This window comes from Janthinobacterium sp. HH102, from assembly GCF_001758625.2.
GTDB lineage: Bacteria > Pseudomonadota > Gammaproteobacteria > Burkholderiales > Burkholderiaceae_D > Janthinobacterium.
The window spans coordinates 47,308-66,691 of the sequence record NZ_CP062062.1 but is presented as its reverse complement, the minus strand read 5'-3'; the positions used below and the strand labels follow the sequence as shown (position 1 = coordinate 66,691).

Genomic DNA, 19,384 nt, shown 5'->3' with positions numbered 1-19,384 from the left:
GTAGAATGGCGTTCCCCTGGCACTACTGAAACAAACGGAAGACAAAAATTATGTGGTTCAAGAATCTTCAGATTTACCGCCTGCCCGCACCGTGGGCTTACACGCCAGAACAACTGGAAGAGGCCTTGTCCTCGAACAAATTTACGCCGGCGACCAGCATGGATCTGATGCGCCAGGGCTGGGATACGCCACGCCCGAACGGCGGCCTGGTCCACGTGGTCAACAAGCAAATGCTGATCTTGCTGGGCACGGAAAAGAAACTGCTGCCAGCCACCGTCATCAACCAGGTGGCCAAGGCCCGCGCCGCCGAGATGGAAGAAGCGCAAGGCTTTGCGCCTGGCAAGAAAGCCATGAAGGAATTGAAGGAACGCGTGGCCGACGAACTGCTGCCGCGCGCCTTCAGCATCCGCAGCAACGTCTGGACGTGGATCGACCCCGTCAATGGCTGGCTGGTGGTCGATGCCGCCAGCCCGGCGAAAGCCGATGAAGTCATCAAGCTGCTGCTGAAAGCCGTCGATAAACTGCCGCTGGAAAGCCTGCGCGTGCAGCGCTCGCCCGTGGCGGTGATGACGGAGTGGCTGCAGGCGGACGACGCGCCGGCCGGCTTCACGGTCGACATGGATACGGAATTGCGCGCCACGGGCGAGAGCAAGGCCACCGTGCGCTACGTGCGCCACACCCTGGAAGCGGACGATGTGCGCCGCCACATCGCGGCCGGCAAGCAGTGCACGCGCCTGGCCATGACGTGGAACGACAAGATCTCGTTCGTGCTAACGGAGTCCTTGGCCATCAAGAGCGTCAAGCCGCTCGACGTGATCAAGGAAACGGAATCGAGCACGAAGAACGACGAAGAGCGTTTCGACGGCGACGTGATGCTGATGACGGGCGAGCTCTCCAAGCTGATGGCCGACGTGGTCGAAGCCTTGGGCGGCGAAGCGACGGCGTAACAGCCGTCATGCTGGTACGAAAAAGGAGCTGCGGCTCCTTTTTTTTCGCCTGTGCAATTTGTGGGTGCATAAAAAAAAGCGCCTTGCACGGTGAAGTGCAAGGCGCTTTTCAGACAAGCTAATTCAACACGTCAAATTAGAACTTGTAGTTGCCGGTGACGTAGAACGAACGCATCATCGGATCGGCGTAGCGTGGGTCGAAACCGATCTGGTGGCCCGACGAAGCGCGCAGCGACAGCGGCGGTGCACGGTCGAACAGGTTTTTGATGCCTGCGCGGATCGTGGTTTGCTTGTCAAAGGCGAAACGTGCTTGCCAGTCGAACGTCGTGTACGACGGTACTTGCAGGCGGAAGTTTTTCTCTTCTTTTTGGGTCGCCAGGTTGTACACGGTAGCGGGAGCATCGGTGTAGCCGTTACGGTAGTTGACCGTGACCGTGTTGCTCAGGCGGCCCGTGTCCAGGGTCGTCGTCAGCTTCATCAGGTTGCGGAACGTGACTTCGTTGGTGTCGCCGAAGAAGTTCATGTTGCTGGTGAACACATTGTCGCTACCGGCTTTGGTGTAGTTGGCGTGCAACATGTGCGTACCGCTCAATTGGGCGGTCAGCTTGCCGAAAGAAAACTTGTGGTTGGCGGACAGATCCCAGTCGATACCACGGTATTCCTTCTTGCCGATGTTGACCGACAGTTTCTTGAACGCGTAGTAAGCGATGCCGGTCGATGGTTCGATGTATTCACCGAAGCTCGATGCATACTTGACCGGATCGGCAAATGCTTGCTCTTCGGATACTTCCGACACGGCATTGCGCAATTTCACATCCCACAGGTCGGCGCCGAACGAGAATGCCGAGCTAGGCTCGACACGGAAGCCCAGGGTGAACTGCTTCGATTTTTCCGATTGCAGATCCGGGTTGCCTTGCGATACCGCGTTGTATTGCGTTGCTTCCGCGCGGCACAGTGCGTTACCTGGGTATGGGCAGTCAAATTTCTTGGCGGTAAAGCCGGCGTTGACCAGTGGCTGAGCGATGTCCAGCATGCTTGGCGCCTTGAAGCCCGTGCCGTAGGAACCGCGGATCAGCACGGTCTGTACCGGCTGCCAGCGTGCCGATACCTTGTAGGTATTGGCGCTGTCTTTTTTGCCGACAGTTTTGTTGTTCAGCTTGTCATCGATCGCTTTGACGGCATCGTAACGGCCGCCGACGGTCATTTCGAACGACTTGGTCAGCGGTGCCAGCAACTCGACGAAGGCGCCGTAGGTGTCGCGGCTCATGTCGTAGGCTGGCTTGGTGTTGAAGCTGTAGATGTCGTCGCCGGTGGCGCCTGGCGATTGCTCATACGTATAGGTGCGGTAGTCGCCGCCGATACCGAGGCTGGCCTTGCCGCCTGGCAGGCTGAACAATTCACGCGAGCCGTGCGTGTCGATGCCGCGCATGGTGGTTGATGCGGTGCGCACGGAGCCGACGAATTGCGCGCCAGCGACCTGTGCTTGCACGGATGGCTTTTGTGTCGCAGCAAAAGGATTGAAGTCCGGATTGGCCAGGATATTTTTGAATTCCTGGCTCTTCTGGTAACCGCCCGTGTAGCGCTCGTCGATCGAGTTTTGCGACCAGGTCAGGCCGCTTTCGAAGTTCCACGCGCCCAGTTCGCCTTCCACACCGACGACCATGTGTTTGGTTTCGGTGATGGTGTTGCTGGCACGCAGGCCGAAGTCGGTGCTGCGGTAGTTGGCCGTCACGGATTTGACGTCGGCACGTTGCGCTGGCGTCAGGTAGGGCGACACATAGGTGTTGTACAGCGCGCTGTCCTTGGCGATTGCGATCGGGATCGGATTGGCGGCGATACGCGCCGTCAGGTCGTAGCGCGAGTAGGCCAGTTCGGCGAATGCATTCAGGTTGTCGTTCAGCTTGTACGTCGCTTTGGAGAACAGGCTGTCGCGTTTCGATTGCGGTACGATTTCCACGGTGGAACCCGTGTCGAAGCCGCAAGCGCGTGCATTGGCGGTGGTGACGTCGAAACCTTCAGGGCAATTGCCATTTTTAGCCAGGTAAGGCGAAAACGCGGTCGATGGCGCACCGCTCTTGTAGGCAACCGTGGCGCCTGCTGGCGAAGCCGATGTGCTGGTGCGGTCCCAGATGTAGTTATTGCCGTTGCGGCTGAATGGCACATACGAGGTAGCGGCGAACGTGCGGTCGGTGGCGCGCAGTTTCGATTGCTCGTCATGGCGGTACGACAACAGCACGTTGAAACGGTCTTCGTCCAGGTCGCCGAAACCGTAGGTGACGCTGGTGTTCCAGGCGTTGCCGCCCTTGTCTTCCGGACCGCCGTAGGTGGCTTCCAGGGTGGCGCCTTGCTGATTTTTCTTCAGGATGAAGTTCAGTACGCCGGCGATGGCGTCCGAGCCGTACAGGGCCGAAGCGCCGTCGGTCAGGATTTCGACGCGTTCAACGGCGCTCATCGGAATGGCGTTCAGGTTGACCGTGGTGCCGGAACCTTGTGGCGCGATGCGGCGGCCGTTCAACAGCACCAGGGTGTAGGTTTCGCCGATACCGTGCAGCGAAGCACTGGTATTGCCGCCCGAGTCGGAACCGGCGGCGACGGCGCCGATGGTGAAGCCTTGCATCGCCGGCAGGGCCTGAATCAGGTCGGCAACCGAAGTGGCGCCCGATTTGGCGATCGCTTCTTGCGACAGGCGCTGTACAGGCAAGGCGCCTTCGACAGCGATACGCTTGATGCTCGAACCGGTAATTTCAACTTTTTGAATTGCTTCGTCCGCCATGGATTGGCCGGAGAACAAAACGCTGCCTGCCAGGACGGTCAGGGCCAGGCGTACGCTGCGTACGCCAATCTTTTCTTTAAATGCCATTGTAACAATTACTCCGTAGTAGTTTTAATAACGACAAGCAGTACACGAGCACCGTTCTGGTCATCGGGTAGATGCCCAGCGGTGCTCGTGTACGGTAGGCGGAACCACGTCGGTGGGAGGTGGAAGACTACTTAGCGCAATATTGTTATAAATGCACTTTTGACTTGTCGAGGCAAACATTATGTCGTCTCAGCAAGAAAAAATGCACCTCAACCGTGTCGGATTTGGCAATAAATTCGAGATACTGAAGAATATTTGATTTAAATGTTAAATATAGATTTTATATTTATAAATATCTGCGTTTTTAAAAATGATCAATGGCGTTTTTTTGCAACATAAAATTATTGTATTGGCAATTCGATGTTTTACCAGCAATAATTAGATGAAAAATGTTGTATTGCAGAATTTATGCAGCATAAAAAAATGTAAAAAAAGCCCGCTGAAAGCGGGCGGGTCGAATTGTGACAGAGTGTCGGTCAGGCCGTTTGCTGGTCTGCTTGTTGCCCCCTGTCCTGTGCCATCGCTTACAAGGGCTGGAACACCCCGGCGGCGCGGTTCTTTTGCACATTGTCCCATGCAAATATCTGGCCATTCATGGCCACGTAGACGCCGGCTGGCAAGGTTTGCGCCACGCCGCACGCAAAGCCCAGGTTGAACAGGGCATCGGAGTTGTCGATTTCGTAGGGAATCATGGCGCCCGTCAAAATGACCGTTTGGTGCAGGTTCGCCGCGCCCAGCACTTGCGCCGTTTCGCGCATGGTGTCGGTGCCGTGGATGATGACGATGGCTTTTTCCTGTGCCGCGCGGCACGAGGCGAGCACGCGCTGGCGGTCCGCATCCTGCATATCGAGCGAGTCCAGCAGTGGCAATTGCTCCAGCGCCACGGGCGCCGTCATGCGCGCGCGGGCAATCGCTGCCGGCAAATGACTGTCGGAAAAGCCCAGGGTACCGTTCAATTCGTTGTAGTGCTTGTCGAAAGTGCCGCCGGTGGCGAGTATGCGCAATGTCATGATGTGGTCACGATGTCAGTGGAGAATGACGCGCATGATATCGTGGATTGCCGCCCTTGCGTGAATGACGCTGCGGATGGGACGGCGTGCTTGCCGCCTGCGCATGCGCCGCATCTGGAAAATTTGGCCATCTGTGAGTACACTGGTTTCTTTGTTTGCCAGCCACCCCCGACTCCGTATGAAAGCGCTCGCTCCCGGCACCGTCATTTTTCACCGCCACCGCGGTTACGGGGTGATCACGTCCGTCAATTTGCTGACGGGCTGGATCGCCGCCCGTTTCGGCAGCGAAGCGCGGACCCTGGACCTGAACCTGTCGACCGACGACGTGCAGTTTGCCGATGGCGAAGCGATCCTCTTTCGCCGCGCGCCGCCCGACCGCATGCCGCATGCGCGCCTGATGGCCATGGTGCGCGCACTGCACCAGGCCGGCTATCAAAAACTGTATCTGTATTCCTGGCCCAAGCCATCCGGGCTGCACTGGCGCTGGCATTTGTTTACGGGGCCGCGCGACTGGATGCAGCGTCCCTGGCGCGAAGGCTGGTATGGCTCGGGCGCCGATTACAACGTCAATCCCGTGATGGGCTGGGGAGACTCTCCCGGCGCTTCCACTGGCGAGTTGATCGATGCCCTGGCCCGTTTCGATCCGCAAGGCCTGGCACAGGCGCTGGGGCGCGACGACGACCATAGCGACTGGTTCGGCCGCGTCTGCGACGCTTTATTACCCGATTATATGTACAGCCTGGACATGCAGCGCGCGCCAGGCGAGCCCTTGCAAGACATGCCGCCCGTGCCGGTGGTCGCCGTGCGCGCCGGCGTGGCGCCGTACAGTGGACCTGACATCGCCTGGCCGCCCGGCTGGACCGGCCTGTGGCGCGGCCGGCACGTGCTGTCCGCGCCCGCCATCCGCATCACGGGCGAGCCCGACCTGATCAAGGGCTTTCAGCGCTCTTGAGGGGCTTGGCGCGCATGCTGCAATGCTTCGGGATTGAGCAGGCGCGTGCATTGATGCTGCGTAAAATCGACGATGTTTTGCAAGGCGTAGCGGAAATACAGCTCATAGCTGTCACGCTCGACGTAGCCCAGGTGTGGCGTGGCCAGCACGTTCGGCAGCAGCAGTAGCGGCGAGCCTGGCGGTAGCGGCTCGTCCGTAAACACGTCGAGCGCGGCGGCGCCCGGATGCCCCTGTGGCAGCGCCGCTTCCAGTGCGCCATCGGCCACCAGTTCGGCGCGGCTGGTGTTGACGAACAGGGACGTCGGCTTCATGCGCGCCAGATCCTCGCTTGTGACCAGGCCGCGTGTCTTGTCGGACAGGCGCAGATGCAAGCTCAGCACGTCGGCCTGCTCGAAGAACGCCTCGCGCGAGACCGCCGCCGTATCACCGGCCGCCACGGCCGCTGCGCGGCTCGCTTCGCTGCCCCACACGAGGATGGTCATGCCGAAGGCGCGGCCATAGCCGGCGATCAATTGGCCGATCTTGCCGTAGCCCCAGATCGCCAGGGTGCGCCCTTTCAATACCGTACCGAGCGTGTTGTGCTTTGGCTCCAGCGACGACGTCTGCCACAGCCCCTCCTGCAAATGTTGCGCGTACGGCACGATCTTGCGCTGCGCCGCCATGATCAGCGCCCACGTCAGTTCGGCCGGCGCCGTGGGCGAGCCGATGCCTTCCGCGATGGCGATGCCCAGCTCGGTGGCGGCCGCCACATCGATGTGTCCGCTGACCTTGCCCGTTTGCGAAATCAGTTTCAGGTTCGGCAGTTTCGACAGCAAGGCACGGTTGAAACTGCTGCGTTCGCGGATCAGCACCAGCGCGTCGAACGGCGCCAGGCGGATCGCCAGCTGGCCCAGGCCCCGCGCCGTATTGCTGAACACTTTGACCTCGTGGCCGTCGAGCAATTTGAAACAATCGAGGCCGCGCACGGCATCCTGGTAATCATCGAGTATGGCAATTTTCATGGTGGATGGCCGATTTTAGTAAGGATTTGGTAGGGAAATAACAGGATACGGGAAATGCTGAATAGCCTACTACATTAGTCAAGCTATTCTCCTACATTTTTGCGAGAATAGCCGTTACGCGGGTGTACAATCGCCGGCACTTTTGAAGCTTCGTGATTATAGTGATAGCGCAAACTGTTCCTGCAGCCCGGGAGCATGATCCAGGTAAATGCCGCTGGCGCGAACGCCGCGGCGGACACGACACCAGAGCCCTGCCCGCGTGAACACACCGCCCGCAGTGAGCCGCAGCCACCTCTCAACGATGCTGCCTGTCTTGCCGGAACGACCAGAATTTCTTTTATTGGTATTGGAGGTAATATGAATCAGCCCGTCATGGGTGGCGTCGCCGCACTCAACGTCCCAGCTTATATTAAACAACAGAAACTGATCAACTGGGTGGCCGACATTGCCGCGCTGACCAAGCCAGACCGCATCTACTGGTGCGATGGTTCGCAGGAAGAGTACGAGCGCCTGTGCGCTGACATGGTTGCCAGCGGCACCATGAAAAAACTCAATGCCGACAAGCGCCCGAATTCCTACCTGGCCTGCTCCGATCCGAGCGACGTGGCCCGCGTCGAAGACCGCACGTATATTTGCTCGGCAACGAAAGAAGCGGCCGGCCCGACGAATAACTGGACCGAGCCTGGCGAAATGCGCCACACCCTGAATGGCCTGTTTGACGGCTGCATGCGCGGCCGCACCATGTACGTCGTGCCATTCTCGATGGGCCCGCTGGGTTCGCCGATCGCCCATATCGGCGTGGAACTGTCCGATTCGCCGTATGTCGCCGTCAACATGAAGATCATGACCCGCATGGGCCGTGCCGTGTACGACGTGCTGGGCACCGATGGCGAATTCGTGCCCTGCGTGCACAGCGTGGGCGCGCCGCTGGCGGCCGGCCAGCAAGACGTGAAATGGCCGTGCAACAGCACCAAGTACATCGTACATTTCCCGGAAACGCGCGAAATCTGGTCCTTCGGTTCGGGCTACGGCGGCAACGCCTTGCTGGGCAAGAAATGTTTCGCCCTGCGCATCGCCTCGAACATGGGCTACCAGGAAGCGCAAGCATCGGACAACAACCCGGGCTGGCTGGCCGAACACATGCTGATCCTCGGCGTGGAATCGCCGGAAGGCAAGAAGCATTATGTGGCGGCAGCGTTCCCGTCGGCTTGCGGCAAGACCAACTTCGCCATGCTGATCCCGCCGGCAAGTTTTAACGGCTGGAAAGTAACTACCATCGGCGACGATATCGCCTGGATCAAGCCGGGCGCCGATGGCCGCTTATATGCGATCAACCCGGAAGCGGGCTACTTCGGCGTGGCGCCGGGCACCAACGAAAAAACCAATTACAACTGCATGGCCTCCATGCGCGACAACACGATTTTCACCAACGTGGCGCTGACGGACGATGGCGACGTGTGGTGGGAAGGCTTGAGCAAGGAAGCACCTAGCCACCTGATCGACTGGCAGGGCAAGGACTGGACGCCGGCGTCCGGCACCAAGGCCGCGCACCCGAACGCACGCTTCACGGTTGCGGCAACGCAAAATCCCGTGATCGACGCGGCCTGGGACGATCCGGCCGGCGTGCCGATCTCCGCCTTCATCTTCGGCGGCCGCCGCTCGACCACCGTACCGCTCGTCACCGAAGCGCGCAACTGGGTCGAAGGCGTGTACATGGCTGCCACCATGGGCTCGGAAACGACGGCTGCGGCCGTGGGCCAGATGGGCGTCGTGCGCCGCGATCCATTTGCCATGTTGCCGTTTATCGGCTATAACATGAGCGATTACTTCCAGCACTGGCTGGACATGGGCGTCAAGGTGGGCAAAGTCAACCCGGCGGCCCTGCCGAAGATCTACTGCGTCAACTGGTTCCGCACGGACGAGGCAGGCAAGTTCGTCTGGCCTGGCTTCGGCGACAACATGCGCGTGCTGAAATGGATGCTGGAGCGCATCGAAGGCAAGGCGGGCGGCGTGGAAAACCTGTTCGGCACGACACCGCAGTATGGCGACCTGAACTGGGATGGCTTGCCATTCACGCAACAACAATTCGACACCATCACCTCGATCGACAAGGCCGCGTGGGTGGAAGAATTGAAATTGCATACGGAATTGTTTGAAAAACTCGCGTATCATCTGCCGCAAGAATTGGCAGATCACAAGGCTGCGCTGGAAAAGCGGCTGGCTGAGTAAACGTTTAGTAGTGGGGGAGAAACACGCCGGCAAAGACTGGCGTGCGATAAATGACACGCCGGCAATGACTGGGGTGCTATCAAAGAGAAACGGCGCGGATTGCATGAGCAATCCGCGCCGTTTTTTATTGCCGGTATAATAATTGTTCTATGGAAATTATTGATGTCATGCCTGCCCAAAAAATGAAAAACACGCTCATCATTATTAGCACCGTGGCCGCCTGCCTGCTCGGCAGCGGCGCTCATGCCGACCACCGCCAGGATTGTGAAAGTGCGGACTATGCCAAGCGATATGACGACACATTTGCTGCAGGCATGAAGAACAATGTCGAGCGCCTCAGGCAGCAGCAGGCCGGACATCAAAAAAAGCTGGACGGCATGGTGGCTGCCTTGAAACAACGCGGCGTGTGGTCGGACGACGACTCCGTGACGTTCTTTACGAATATCTGGGCGGATGAGAGCGGGAAGGCTGTGGAGGCTGGCCGGAAGAAGGCGACCGAGCGATGGAAGATTCAAGTGCTGACGGTACAGTCCTGGGATGCCACCATGAGCGACCACCCAGCGCAGAAGACGCGCGGCATGTGTTTGCTTGCTCCCCGTGTACTTGATGAGGCCGTTGTCTTTTATGATGCGCTGGAAAAGGTCTGGAGCTATATGGAAATGAAAGTTGCGGAAGTCGCCAAGGACAAAAACGTGACCCTGCCGGCATTGCCGTAGACTCGGGAATAAAAAACGGCGCGGATTGCATGAGCAATCCGCGCCGTTTTTTATTGCGCTGCTGTTGTTACTGCTTGAGCAGCGGTCCCAGGTACTTGCCTGTCACGCTGGCAGGATTGACGGCCACGTCTTCCGGCGTGCCGCTGGCGATGATCTGCCCGCCGCCGGCGCCGCCTTCGGGACCCAGGTCGACGATCCAGTCGGCCGTCTTGATGACGTCCAGGTTGTGCTCGATGATGACGAGCGTGTTGCCCTGGTCGCGCAGGCGGTGGATGACTTTCAGCAGCAAGTCGATGTCGTGGAAGTGCAAGCCCGTCGTCGGTTCATCGAGGATGTACAGGGTGCGGCCCGTGTCGCGCTTGGACAGTTCCAGCGACAATTTCACGCGCTGCGCTTCGCCGCCCGACAGGGTGGTGGCGCTCTGGCCCAGCTTGATGTAGCCGAGGCCCACATCGAGCAGGGTTTGCAGCTTGCGCGCAATCAAGGGGACCGGTTTGAAGAATGCATGCGCCTCTTCCACCGTCATGCCCAGCACTTCCGTGATGTTCTTGCCCTTGTAGTGCACTTCCAGCGTTTCGCGGTTGTAGCGCTTGCCGTGGCACACGTCGCACGGCACGTAGACGTCGGGCAGGAAGTGCATCTCGACCTTGATCACGCCATCGCCCTGGCACGCCTCGCAGCGTCCGCCCTTCACGTTGAACGAGAAGCGGCCCGCGCTGTAGCCGCGTTCCTTGGCCGTCGGCACGGTGGAGAACAAATCGCGGATCGGCGTAAACAAGCCGGTGTACGTGGCGGGATTCGAGCGCGGCGTGCGGCCGATCGGTGCCTGGTCGACGGAAATGACCTTGTCGAAGTGTTCCAGGCCGCTGATCGATTCGTGCGGTGCCGGTTCCGTCTGCGAACCGTACAGATGGCGCGACAGGGCCGGATACAGGGTATCGTTGACCAGCGACGATTTGCCCGAGCCGGACACGCCCGTCACGCACGTCATCAAGCCCACCGGCAAGCTCAGCGAGACCTTTTTGAGGTTGTTGCCCGTCGCGCCAGTAATCACCAGCTGCTTTTCCGGGTTGCTCGCATGGCGCTTGGCGGGCACGGCGATCTTCAGCTTGCCGTTCAGGTACTGCGCCGTCAGCGATTTCTTGTTTTTCAGGATGTCTTGCAGGGTGCCTTCGGCGATGATCTCGCCGCCGTGCACGCCCGCGCCGATGCCCATGTCGACGATGTAGTCGGCCGTGCGGATGGCGTCTTCGTCATGCTCGACCACCAGCACGCTGTTGCCGATGTCGCGCAAGTGTTTCAAGGTTTCGATCAGGCGGTCATTATCGCGCTGGTGCAAGCCGATCGACGGCTCATCGAGCACATACATGACACCTGTCAAACCGGAGCCGATTTGCGACGCGAGGCGGATGCGTTGTGCTTCGCCGCCGGACAGCGTATCGGCGCTGCGGTCCAGGGACAGGTAATCGAGGCCCACGTTGTTGAGGAATTTCAGGCGCGAAATAATTTCCTTGACCACGCGGTCGGCGATCTCTTTCTTGGCGCCCGTCAGTTTCAGCTTTTCAAAGAATTCCAGGGTCTCGCGCAGCGGTTTTCCCGCCACTTCATAGATGGCGCGCTGCTGCTTGCCGGTGCCGACCTTGACGAAGCGCGCTTCCACGCGCAGGCGCGCCCCATCGCAGGACGGGCAGCATTTTTCATTGATAAACTTGGCCAATTCTTCCTTGACGGCCATCGAATCCGTCTCGCGGTAGCGGCGCTGCAAATTATTGACCACGCCTTCGAACGTGTGTTCCTTGATGACGGTGCGGCCCCGTTCGTTGACATAGGTAAACGGAATCACTTGCTTGCCGGAACCGTACAGCACGGCTTGCTGGGAATTCAAGTCCAGTTGCTCGAACGGCATGTCCAGGTCGAACTCGTAATACGCGGCCAGGTTCGACAGCATCTGGAAGTAAAACTGGTTGCGGCGGTCCCAGCCCTTGACGGCGCCCGAGGCCAGCGACAGGTTCGGGAACGCGACGATGCGTTTCGGGTCAAAGAATTCAATATGTCCCAGGCCGTCGCATTCGGGGCAGGCGCCCATGGGGTTGTTGAACGAGAACAGACGCGGTTCCAGTTCCTGCAGGGAATAGCCACACACATTGCAGGCGAACTTGTTCGAGTAAACATGTTCCTGGGCGGTATCCATTTCGTAGGCAATGGCGCGGCCATCGGCCAGGCGCAGGGCTGTTTCGAAACTTTCCGCCAGGCGCTGCTTGATCTCCTGGTTCACCTTGACGCGGTCGATGACGACGTCGATCGTGTGTTTTTCCGTTTTCTTTAATTTCGGGAGGTCATCGACTTCATAGATCTTGGCCGCATGCGTGCCGCTCTGCACGCGAAAGCGCACGAAGCCCTGCGCCTGCATCTGCTCGAACAGATCCACGTGCTCGCCCTTGCGGTTGGCGACGACGGGCGCCAGTATCATCAGCTTGGTGTCTTCCGGCATGGCCAGCACGGCGTCGACCATTTGCGACACGGACTGGGCGGCCAGCGCATTTTCCGGGTGGTCGGGGCAGTACGGCGTGCCCACGCGCGCATACAGCAGGCGCAGATAATCGTGTATTTCCGTCACGGTGCCCACCGTCGAGCGCGGGTTGTGCGACGTTGCCTTCTGTTCGATGGAGATGGCGGGGGATAGCCCCTCGATCAGGTCGACATCGGGCTTTTCCATCAATTGCAGGAACTGGCGCGCGTAGGCCGACAGCGATTCGACATAGCGGCGCTGGCCTTCCGCGTACAGGGTATCGAAGGCCAGCGACGACTTGCCGGAGCCGGACAAGCCGGTAATCACGATCAGCTTATTGCGCGGCAAATCGAGATTGATATTCTTGAGGTTATGCGTGCGAGCGCCGCGAATGCGGATCTGTTCCATGTGATTGCCTTGCTTTCAGTGAGTGGTGCGGCCGGCGCATTGTGCCTGGGTGCAGATGAGGAGCCACAACGGGTCAACCTGTAACTATAGCCGGGTTTTGCTCTGCATGCCTGAGGCGTCCATGGGCGGATTGCGCCGCCGGGCGAACGTGCCCTGACAAAGTTTGATGCAGATGCGTACTGACGTTTGAATACTGTATATAATACCAGTATTCAAGTTTCTTGTTTTCCTCTGCCGTGAAAAAAACGTGCTGCCGCACGGGAGATGGCGTCCGCCAGAAAGCGGGTGCTTTGCGTCGCGTGGTCGCTTATAATCCTCGTTTAGTACACTAAACTAACGCGCGGGACACCGGCTCCCGCTGCAGTTCATCAGGAGTTATTCATGGCATCAGTCAACAAAGTCATCATCGTCGGCAATCTGGGCCGTGACCCGGAAATCCGCTACATGCCTAGCGGCGACGCGATCGCCAACATCGCCGTGGCCACTTCGTACAAATCGAAGGACCGCAACACGGGCGAACAAAAAGAATTGACAGAGTGGCACCGTATCTCGTTCTTCGGCCGCCTGGCGGAAATCGTCGGCCAATACCTGAAAAAAGGCTCGTCCGTCTACGTCGAAGGCCGTCTGCAAACCCGTAAATACACGGACAAGGACGGCGTCGAGAAGTATGCGACCGACATCATCGCGGAACAGATGCAAATGCTGGGCGGCCGTTCCGGCATGGGCGGCGACGCCGGCGGTGGCGATGACAGCTACGGTGGTGGCGGTGGCGGCGGTTACGACGCCCCGGCCCCGCGCCAGGCGCCAGCCCCGCGTCCAGCTCCGGCACCGGCGCCACGCCCGGCACCGAAGCCAGCACCGAACTTCTCGGATATGGATGACGACATTCCGTTCTAAGCACGTCGTTCTGACGCCTGGCGTCAGACACTGTCGATAAAGAGCCTGCTTCATCCGTGAAGCAGGCTTTTTTTATGCGCACCGGTGGTAGAAGGCAATCCCGGGTCGCATTGTTCCATTCCGCAGCAAGAAGCGGATGGCGGCGCTGTCCCGATGCTGGTCTGATGGTGTTTTTGACGACGCCGGAGAACAGCATGGATTTTCGCATTACGGGGCTGTCGCCCGAGCCCTTTCTGCCCTTTTTTTTCCTATCCGATGCCGAGCTGGCGGCGCTCGGCATGCGGCGCTACGTGGTCGACCAATACCCCGGATTTCCTGACCGTATAACGCTGGAGGACGCCCCGCTGGGCGAGACTGTGCTGTTGTTGAGCCATGTGTGCCAGCCCGCCATGACGCCTTACCGGGCTTGCCACGCCATTTTTGTGCGCGAGGGCGCTACGCAAGTGTACGATGCCATCAATCAAGTACCGGAATCGATGCGGCGGCGTTTGTTGTCGCTGCGTGCCTATTGCGCCGACGGCATGATGCTCGATGCCGATGTGGTGGAAGGCACCGCCATCGAGGCCGTCATTGCACGACTATTCGGCAATGCGGACGTCAGTTATATCCACGTCCACAATGCCAAGCGGGGCTGTTATGCGGCCCGCATCGACCGCGCGGACTCCCTTGCCTAATCGCGCAAGCCCATCTCCAGACTGTAGCTGGCTACCGCATTCCTGCGCGCCGCGTTGCGCATCAAATACACCTGCACCGTGTACTCGCCATCGGCTGGCAGTTGCGCCTGGAAACTGTTGCCGCTGGTCGAGCCGATGAACAGGGCTTCCTCCTGGCCTGACTGGCGGATGTTGAAGTAATTCGACGCCTGATTGGTTTTCAGCTTGACGCTGAGGGTCTGGCCGGCCTTGCCTGTCAGCGTATATTCGGCCGTGGCGTAGCCCTTGATCTTGCCTTTCACGCTGTACGCGGCTTTGCCTGCCGTCAATTCCACTGTTTCCTTGTGGACAGGGTCGACGCTCCAGGCGGGCGTGGCAAACACGAGGGCCGCCAGCAGCAGGCCGGGGCAAAGGGACAGGTGACGACGCAGCATATGGCATTTCCTTTGAACGTGGATGAATAAGCAGACGGTGGCGATGCCGTCCATGTTACGCCAGCGGTTGCCATGCGCCTGTACGGCAGCGCGCGTATGGCCAGTTCGAGGACGGTTTTTTCACCTTTCTTGACCTATGTAGTTTTTCTGGCCGCGCACGTTTCAAGATGCGGCGAAATACGATTTTCGGGTAGGCTGAAGCGTCTCTTCGATGCGGAACTGGCTGCGGGCGCCGCTGCGCCGGACCGGTTTTGCAGCTCTTCTTCCCTGTATTGAAAGGAACGCAGAATGGGTATTTCCGGAAAAGTCGCGCTGGTCACAGGTGCCGCGCAAGGTATCGGCAAGGCCATCGCCTTGCGCCTGGCCAAGGATGGCGCCGATATCGCGCTGGTCGACCTGCACCAGGAAAAGCTGGACGCGGCCGCCGCCGAAGTGCGCGCGCTGGGGCGCCGCGCCGTCACCTTCATTGCCGACGTGTCGCAGCTCGATCAGGTGACCGCGGCGGTGGCGTTTGCCGAACAGGAACTGGGCGGCTTCGACATCATCGTCAACAACGCCGGCATCGCGCAAGTGCAGCCGCTGCTCGACGTCACGCCGGAAGAGGTCGACCGCATCATGCGCATCAATGTGCAAGGGACGCTCTGGGGCATCCAGGCGGCCGCCAAGACCTTCAAGAAGCGCAAGCAGAAGGGCAAGATCATCAATGCCTGCTCCATCGCCGGGCACGACGGCTTTGCTCTGCTGGGCGTGTATTGTGCCACCAAGTTTGCCGTGCGCGCGCTGACGCAGGCGGCGGCCAAGGAACTGGCGGCCGACGGCATCACCGTCAACGCGTATTGTCCTGGCGTCGTCGGCACGGACATGTGGGTCGAGATCGACAAGCGCATGGCCGAAGTGACAGGCGCCGAGCTGGGTGCAACGTATAAAAAATTTGTGGACGGCATCGCGCTGGGACGCGCCGAGACGCCCGATGACGTGGCGGGACTCGTTTCCTTCCTGGCAGGGCCTGACGCCGATTACATGACGGGCCAGGCGCCGCTGATCGATGGTGGTCTCGTGTACCGTTGAGGTATTGACCGCGCAGAAAAAACAGCCCGCGCTGTCACCGATAGCGCGGCCTGTTGGCGTGGCAATGCAGCGCTGGAATGCAGCAGGGAGATGAGTGACCCGGTGCTACACTCGCTATTTTCAGCGACGCCAGGCGTCGGAAAGACGGGACCATGCCAGTCGCACAGAACATGATATTACGCGCCGTTGCGCCCGGCGAAGAAGGGGCGCTGGCGCGGCTGTTCCAGCTGTACTGCTACGAAAATACGGCCTGGAGCGGTGAAGACGTGCTGGCCGACGGTCGCTACGATGTGTGCGATGCCGGGCTGGCCGAGTATGTGCATGCGCCCGCGCATACTGCCGTCTGGATCGAGGTCGATGGTGCGCTGGCGGGCTTTTTCATCACGGAGCCTGGCGTGGCGGGCAAGCTGCCGGTGCAGGAGTTCAGCGACTTCTTTATTTTGAAGAAGTACCGGCGCCGGGGCGTGGCGCTGGAAGTGGTGCGCCGCGTGCTGCTGGGCAGCGAGCAGACGTGGCTGGTGGCGACGTTCCGCGCCGATGCCGCTGCCTGCGCGTTCTGGCGGCAGGCATTTGCGCGCCTGCCGTTTGCCAGGATCGAGGCGTACGAGGATCCGGACTTGCCGCAGTTCCAGCTGACTTTGCTGAAACCGGCGGCCTGAGCCGGTTTAGAAGCGTACTTTCACATATGCCGACGGTCCCGTCAGGCGGATGTTCAGGTCGGCATCGCGTTCGCTGTCGCGGTGCAGCTTGATTTTCGAGATGCCGTAGTCGGCCACGAAACCGATATTCTTGAACGGGAACCACTCCACGCCGATATTGCCGCCGTAGATGTGGCCGTTGATGCGCCCGCCATTTTTCTTGATGCCCGACGCTTCCGCATACATGCGCAAATCCGGCGTGAAGGCATGGCGCCAGCCCACTTCCAGCAGCGGCGCAAACGCGTGCTCGCCGATGGAATCGCGCGCCGTGGCCGTTTCGCCATTGACGACGCCGGTGGCCGTGCCGTTCAGGTTGGCATGGTAATAGGCGGCGCCCAGACCGATGCCCAAGGTGTCGTTGCCGCTGCCGAGCCACCATTTATAGGCCAGCTTGGCCAGGTCCAGCTTCAGATCGGCATTTGCCGTGGCCGTTCCCGTGACGGGCTGGCCATTGATGATGGTCTCGCCCGTCAGGCTTGGCGTGTAGGATTTGTCGTAGCGGTAGTAGTCGAATGCCAGGCCATGGCGGTCGCCGATCAGCAAGTCCGCCTTGATGCGCGGGATGGTCGTATGGCTTTGCTTCGATTCGGGCGCGTCGATGCGGCCAAATTGCGTGTCGGCGCCGATATTGATGCGCGGATCGGCGGAAAATGCCCCCACCGAGATGCTGACACGGTCCAGCGTGGGCGATGGCTCGGCCCGTGCAGTGGCGGCCGCCGTGGCAATGCCCAGCACGCCCAGCATCATGGCGCCGCGCAAGGCGAGGTGGTGCGGGCGTGGTGGGGACAGGCGGGTGGACACGGACATGACAGACATGGGGTAACTCCTCAAAATAAAGTGAAAACTGTCGCGACGTTTTGGGCAACAGTGCAATGAGGAAATGGTAGCAATTGTTACTTTTGAATTACGTAGCCGCACGGCGCAAATTACCGTCGGATTTGTCCTACCACATGTAAGTCCTGGTTAGAGGAGAGGAAAACGATGCAAGCAATCATCGAGCTGGCGACACCGCGTTTGCTGCTGCGCCAATGGCGCGACAGCGACTTGCCGCCATTCGCGGCGCTGAATGCCGATCCCCGCGTGACGGCATATTTCCCGGCCGCCCTGTCGCGCGACGCCAGCGACGCCATGGCGCGGCGCTGCAGCGGATTGATCGCCGGGCGGGGCTGGGGTTTATGGGCGGTAACCTTGCGTGAAAACAATGCCTTCATCGGCATGACGGGGCTGCATAGCCCCGACGCGCAATTGCCGTGCTCGCCATGCGTGGAAATCGGCTGGCGTCTGGCGTTCGATTACTGGGGACAAGGTTACGCGCAGGAAGCGGCGCACGCCGCCCTGCAGGTTGGTTTCGAGCGTTTGCAACTGCCGGAGATCGTCTCGTTCACGGCCTTGCCCAACGTGCGCTCGAGCACCCTGATGGCGCGCCTGGGCATGCGCCGCGATGCTGCCACCTTCGAGCATCCGGCCCTGCCGCCAGGACACGCATTGCGCACCCATTGCCTGTATCGTCTGACGCGCGCAGAATGGGGCGCACAGGAGGGAACATGAGAATCGCCGCCATTTCCGATATCCACGGCAACCTTGATGCGCTGGAGGCCGTGCTGGACGACATCGCCCGGCGTGACGTGGACGTGACCGTCAATCTGGGCGATATCGTCTCGGGCCATCTGCAGCCGCGCGCCACGGCGGCGCGCCTGATGGGGCTCGGCTTGCCCACCATCCGCGGCAACCACGAGCGCCAATTGTTCGGCGACCCGGCCCGCATGGGCGTGTCCGACGCTTTTGCGCGCGCGCAACTACTGCCGGAGCAACTGGACTGGATCGCGGCGCTGCCCGCCACCTTGCGCTTGCGCAAAGACGTGCTGCTCGTGCATGGCACGCCGACAAGCGATCTCGTGTATTTTCTCGACAGCGTCACGCCGCAAGGCAGCCGCGCCGCCACGCAGCAGGAGGTGGCCGAACGGGCCGGCGATGCCGACGCGGCCTTGATCCTGTGCGGCCACACGCACATGCCGCGCCAGGTGCGCCTGGCCGATGGGCGGCTGATCGTCAATCCGGGCAGCGTCGGCTTGCAAGCCTACGACGACGACCACGGTTATCCGCATGTGATGGAAAACGGCACGCCGCACGCGCGCTATGCCATCGCCGAACAGGGGATGGACGGCGCCTGGACGGCGCAGTGGCACGCCGTGGAATATGACTGGGAGCAGGCGGCCCGGCTGGCGCTGGCCAACGGCCGGCCCGACTGGGTCGTGCCCTTGCGCACGGGATTCGTCGGGCCGCCTGATGTTGCTTAGCAGCTTGGGGCGCGCGTGATGGGCACGGGCACCAGTTCCGTCTTGCCGTCCTTGGCGATCACCCGGTTGATGCTGATGCTGCAGCGCTTGCCTTCCCACGAGAACGCCGCTTCGTAATCTTCGCCCGCGCGCGGCGTGAAGGTGATGTCGCCACTGCAGCTGGGCGAGACGGTTTCATAGTTGATGCCGTTGACCACATAAAATGGCGAAACGTCCTGGAAGCCGATACGCAGGCTGCTTGGCTTGTCGGCTGGAACTTCGTATTCGCGGAAATAGGCTTTCGAGAAAATCCCATCCTTGCGCGACAGGTTTTTCGACGTTTCCGTCTCCGGGATGCCCAGGCTGGTATTGCTGACACTGCCGATCAGGGAACCGAAGGCGGAACTCATGCCGCCACTGGCCTTTTCCACGCCATCGCTGAACATGCCGCGGATGCAGCTGCTGTCGCGGTACAGGAAGGCCGTGGCGCCATTCTGGCCGAACAGGCGCAGGCGGCTGATGGCCGATGTTGCCGGCGCCGCTGGCGCGCTGGCCGCTTCGGCGGCGGCTGCGGGTGCTTCGGTGGTGGCGGTATCCTGGGCAAAACTGGCGCTGCAGAGCAACAGGGAAAAGAGGAAAGCAGGTTTTTTCATTGGTTTTAAAAATTATCAAAAAGAAACAATATATACCATTAGGCAATATTTTGTTGCTTTTTTGAATCGCTTC

17 protein-coding genes are annotated in these 19,384 nt (G+C 60.1%); 10 read left to right on the top strand and 7 right to left on the bottom strand.

Annotated features, from left to right (window positions below; genetic code table 11):
- Nucleotides 1-50: 50 nt before the first annotated feature.
- The gene (locus JAB4_RS00270; protein ID WP_034754435.1) at nucleotides 51-947 is read left to right on the top strand and encodes a recombination-associated protein RdgC; all 897 of its coding nucleotides are present in this window, start codon (nucleotides 51-53) and stop codon (nucleotides 945-947) included.
- Between the two features lie 136 nt (nucleotides 948-1,083).
- On the opposite strand, the gene JAB4_RS00265 is transcribed toward JAB4_RS00270, so the two are convergent.
- Nucleotides 1,084-3,807 (bottom strand): TonB-dependent receptor, encoded by a 2,724-nt coding sequence (locus JAB4_RS00265; RefSeq protein WP_070224810.1) that lies wholly within the window; start codon nucleotides 3,805-3,807, stop codon nucleotides 1,084-1,086.
- A gap of 524 nt (nucleotides 3,808-4,331) precedes the next feature.
- The gene (locus JAB4_RS00260; protein WP_070224809.1) at nucleotides 4,332-4,817 is read right to left on the bottom strand and encodes an asparaginase domain-containing protein; all 486 of its coding nucleotides are present in this window, start codon (nucleotides 4,815-4,817) and stop codon (nucleotides 4,332-4,334) included.
- Nucleotides 4,818-4,995: 178 nt separating this feature from the next.
- On the opposite strand from JAB4_RS00260, the gene JAB4_RS00255 reads away from it, so the two are divergent.
- Nucleotides 4,996-5,769 carry an L-asparaginase gene (locus tag JAB4_RS00255; RefSeq protein ID WP_070224808.1) on the top strand — a complete coding sequence of 258 codons (774 nt, stop codon included), beginning with the start codon at nucleotides 4,996-4,998 and terminating at the stop codon, nucleotides 5,767-5,769.
- On the opposite strand, the gene JAB4_RS00250 is transcribed toward JAB4_RS00255, so the two are convergent.
- The gene (locus JAB4_RS00250) at nucleotides 5,757-6,770 is read right to left on the bottom strand and encodes a D-2-hydroxyacid dehydrogenase family protein (RefSeq protein WP_070224807.1); all 1,014 of its coding nucleotides are present in this window, start codon (nucleotides 6,768-6,770) and stop codon (nucleotides 5,757-5,759) included. The two genes, JAB4_RS00255 and JAB4_RS00250, sit on opposite strands and share 13 nt — an antisense overlap.
- A 357-nt stretch (nucleotides 6,771-7,127) precedes the next feature.
- On the opposite strand from JAB4_RS00250, the gene JAB4_RS00245 reads away from it, so the two are divergent.
- Nucleotides 7,128-8,999, top strand: a complete 1,872-nt coding sequence (locus JAB4_RS00245; protein ID WP_070224806.1) for a phosphoenolpyruvate carboxykinase (GTP) — start codon at nucleotides 7,128-7,130, stop codon at nucleotides 8,997-8,999.
- 149 nt (nucleotides 9,000-9,148) lie between these two features.
- Nucleotides 9,149-9,715, top strand: coding sequence for a hypothetical protein (locus JAB4_RS00240; protein ID WP_139143772.1), 567 nt, complete (start codon nucleotides 9,149-9,151; stop codon nucleotides 9,713-9,715).
- 67 nt (nucleotides 9,716-9,782) lie between these two features.
- On the opposite strand, the gene uvrA is transcribed toward JAB4_RS00240, so the two are convergent.
- Nucleotides 9,783-12,632, bottom strand: coding sequence for an excinuclease ABC subunit UvrA (uvrA, locus tag JAB4_RS00235; protein ID WP_070224804.1), 2,850 nt, complete (start codon nucleotides 12,630-12,632; stop codon nucleotides 9,783-9,785).
- A gap of 381 nt (nucleotides 12,633-13,013) precedes the next feature.
- Here uvrA and ssb point away from each other — a divergent pair, with 381 nt between their 5' ends.
- Nucleotides 13,014-13,529 (top strand): single-stranded DNA-binding protein, encoded by a 516-nt coding sequence (gene ssb / locus JAB4_RS00230; RefSeq protein WP_034754418.1) that lies wholly within the window; start codon nucleotides 13,014-13,016, stop codon nucleotides 13,527-13,529.
- Nucleotides 13,530-13,723: 194 nt separating this feature from the next.
- Nucleotides 13,724-14,203, top strand: coding sequence for a DUF1203 domain-containing protein (locus JAB4_RS00225; RefSeq protein ID WP_070224822.1), 480 nt, complete (start codon nucleotides 13,724-13,726; stop codon nucleotides 14,201-14,203).
- Here JAB4_RS00225 and JAB4_RS00220 read toward each other — a convergent pair.
- Entirely contained in the window at nucleotides 14,200-14,616 is a 417-nt protein-coding gene (locus JAB4_RS00220; RefSeq protein ID WP_070224803.1) for a hypothetical protein, read from the bottom strand. The two genes, JAB4_RS00225 and JAB4_RS00220, sit on opposite strands and share 4 nt — an antisense overlap.
- A 288-nt stretch (nucleotides 14,617-14,904) precedes the next feature.
- Here JAB4_RS00220 and JAB4_RS00215 point away from each other — a divergent pair, with 288 nt between their 5' ends.
- Both JAB4_RS00215 and JAB4_RS00210 read left to right on the top strand, forming a co-directional pair.
- Entirely contained in the window at nucleotides 14,905-15,684 is a 780-nt protein-coding gene (locus tag JAB4_RS00215; protein ID WP_070224802.1) for an acetoin reductase, read from the top strand.
- 152 nt (nucleotides 15,685-15,836) lie between these two features.
- Nucleotides 15,837-16,343: a GNAT family N-acetyltransferase gene (locus JAB4_RS00210; protein WP_139143771.1), complete on the top strand. Its 507-nt coding sequence runs from the start codon at nucleotides 15,837-15,839 to the stop codon at nucleotides 16,341-16,343.
- A 6-nt stretch (nucleotides 16,344-16,349) separates the two neighbouring features.
- Here the strand turns inward: JAB4_RS00210 and JAB4_RS00205 are convergent, their stop codons facing one another.
- Complete coding sequence (locus JAB4_RS00205) at nucleotides 16,350-17,198, bottom strand: hypothetical protein (protein WP_083287363.1); 849 nt, start codon at nucleotides 17,196-17,198, stop codon at nucleotides 16,350-16,352.
- Nucleotides 17,199-17,363: 165 nt separating this feature from the next.
- On the opposite strand from JAB4_RS00205, the gene JAB4_RS00200 reads away from it, so the two are divergent.
- Nucleotides 17,364-17,930: a GNAT family N-acetyltransferase gene (locus JAB4_RS00200; RefSeq protein ID WP_070224799.1), complete on the top strand. Its 567-nt coding sequence runs from the start codon at nucleotides 17,364-17,366 to the stop codon at nucleotides 17,928-17,930.
- The gene (locus JAB4_RS00195) at nucleotides 17,927-18,679 is read left to right on the top strand and encodes a metallophosphoesterase family protein (protein WP_070224798.1); all 753 of its coding nucleotides are present in this window, start codon (nucleotides 17,927-17,929) and stop codon (nucleotides 18,677-18,679) included. Before JAB4_RS00200 ends, JAB4_RS00195 begins: the two co-directional genes overlap by 4 nt.
- On the opposite strand, the gene JAB4_RS00190 is transcribed toward JAB4_RS00195, so the two are convergent.
- The gene (locus tag JAB4_RS00190) at nucleotides 18,676-19,311 is read right to left on the bottom strand and encodes a hypothetical protein (protein WP_070224797.1); all 636 of its coding nucleotides are present in this window, start codon (nucleotides 19,309-19,311) and stop codon (nucleotides 18,676-18,678) included. The genes JAB4_RS00195 and JAB4_RS00190 overlap by 4 nt on opposite strands.
- Nucleotides 19,312-19,384 lie beyond the last annotated feature (73 nt).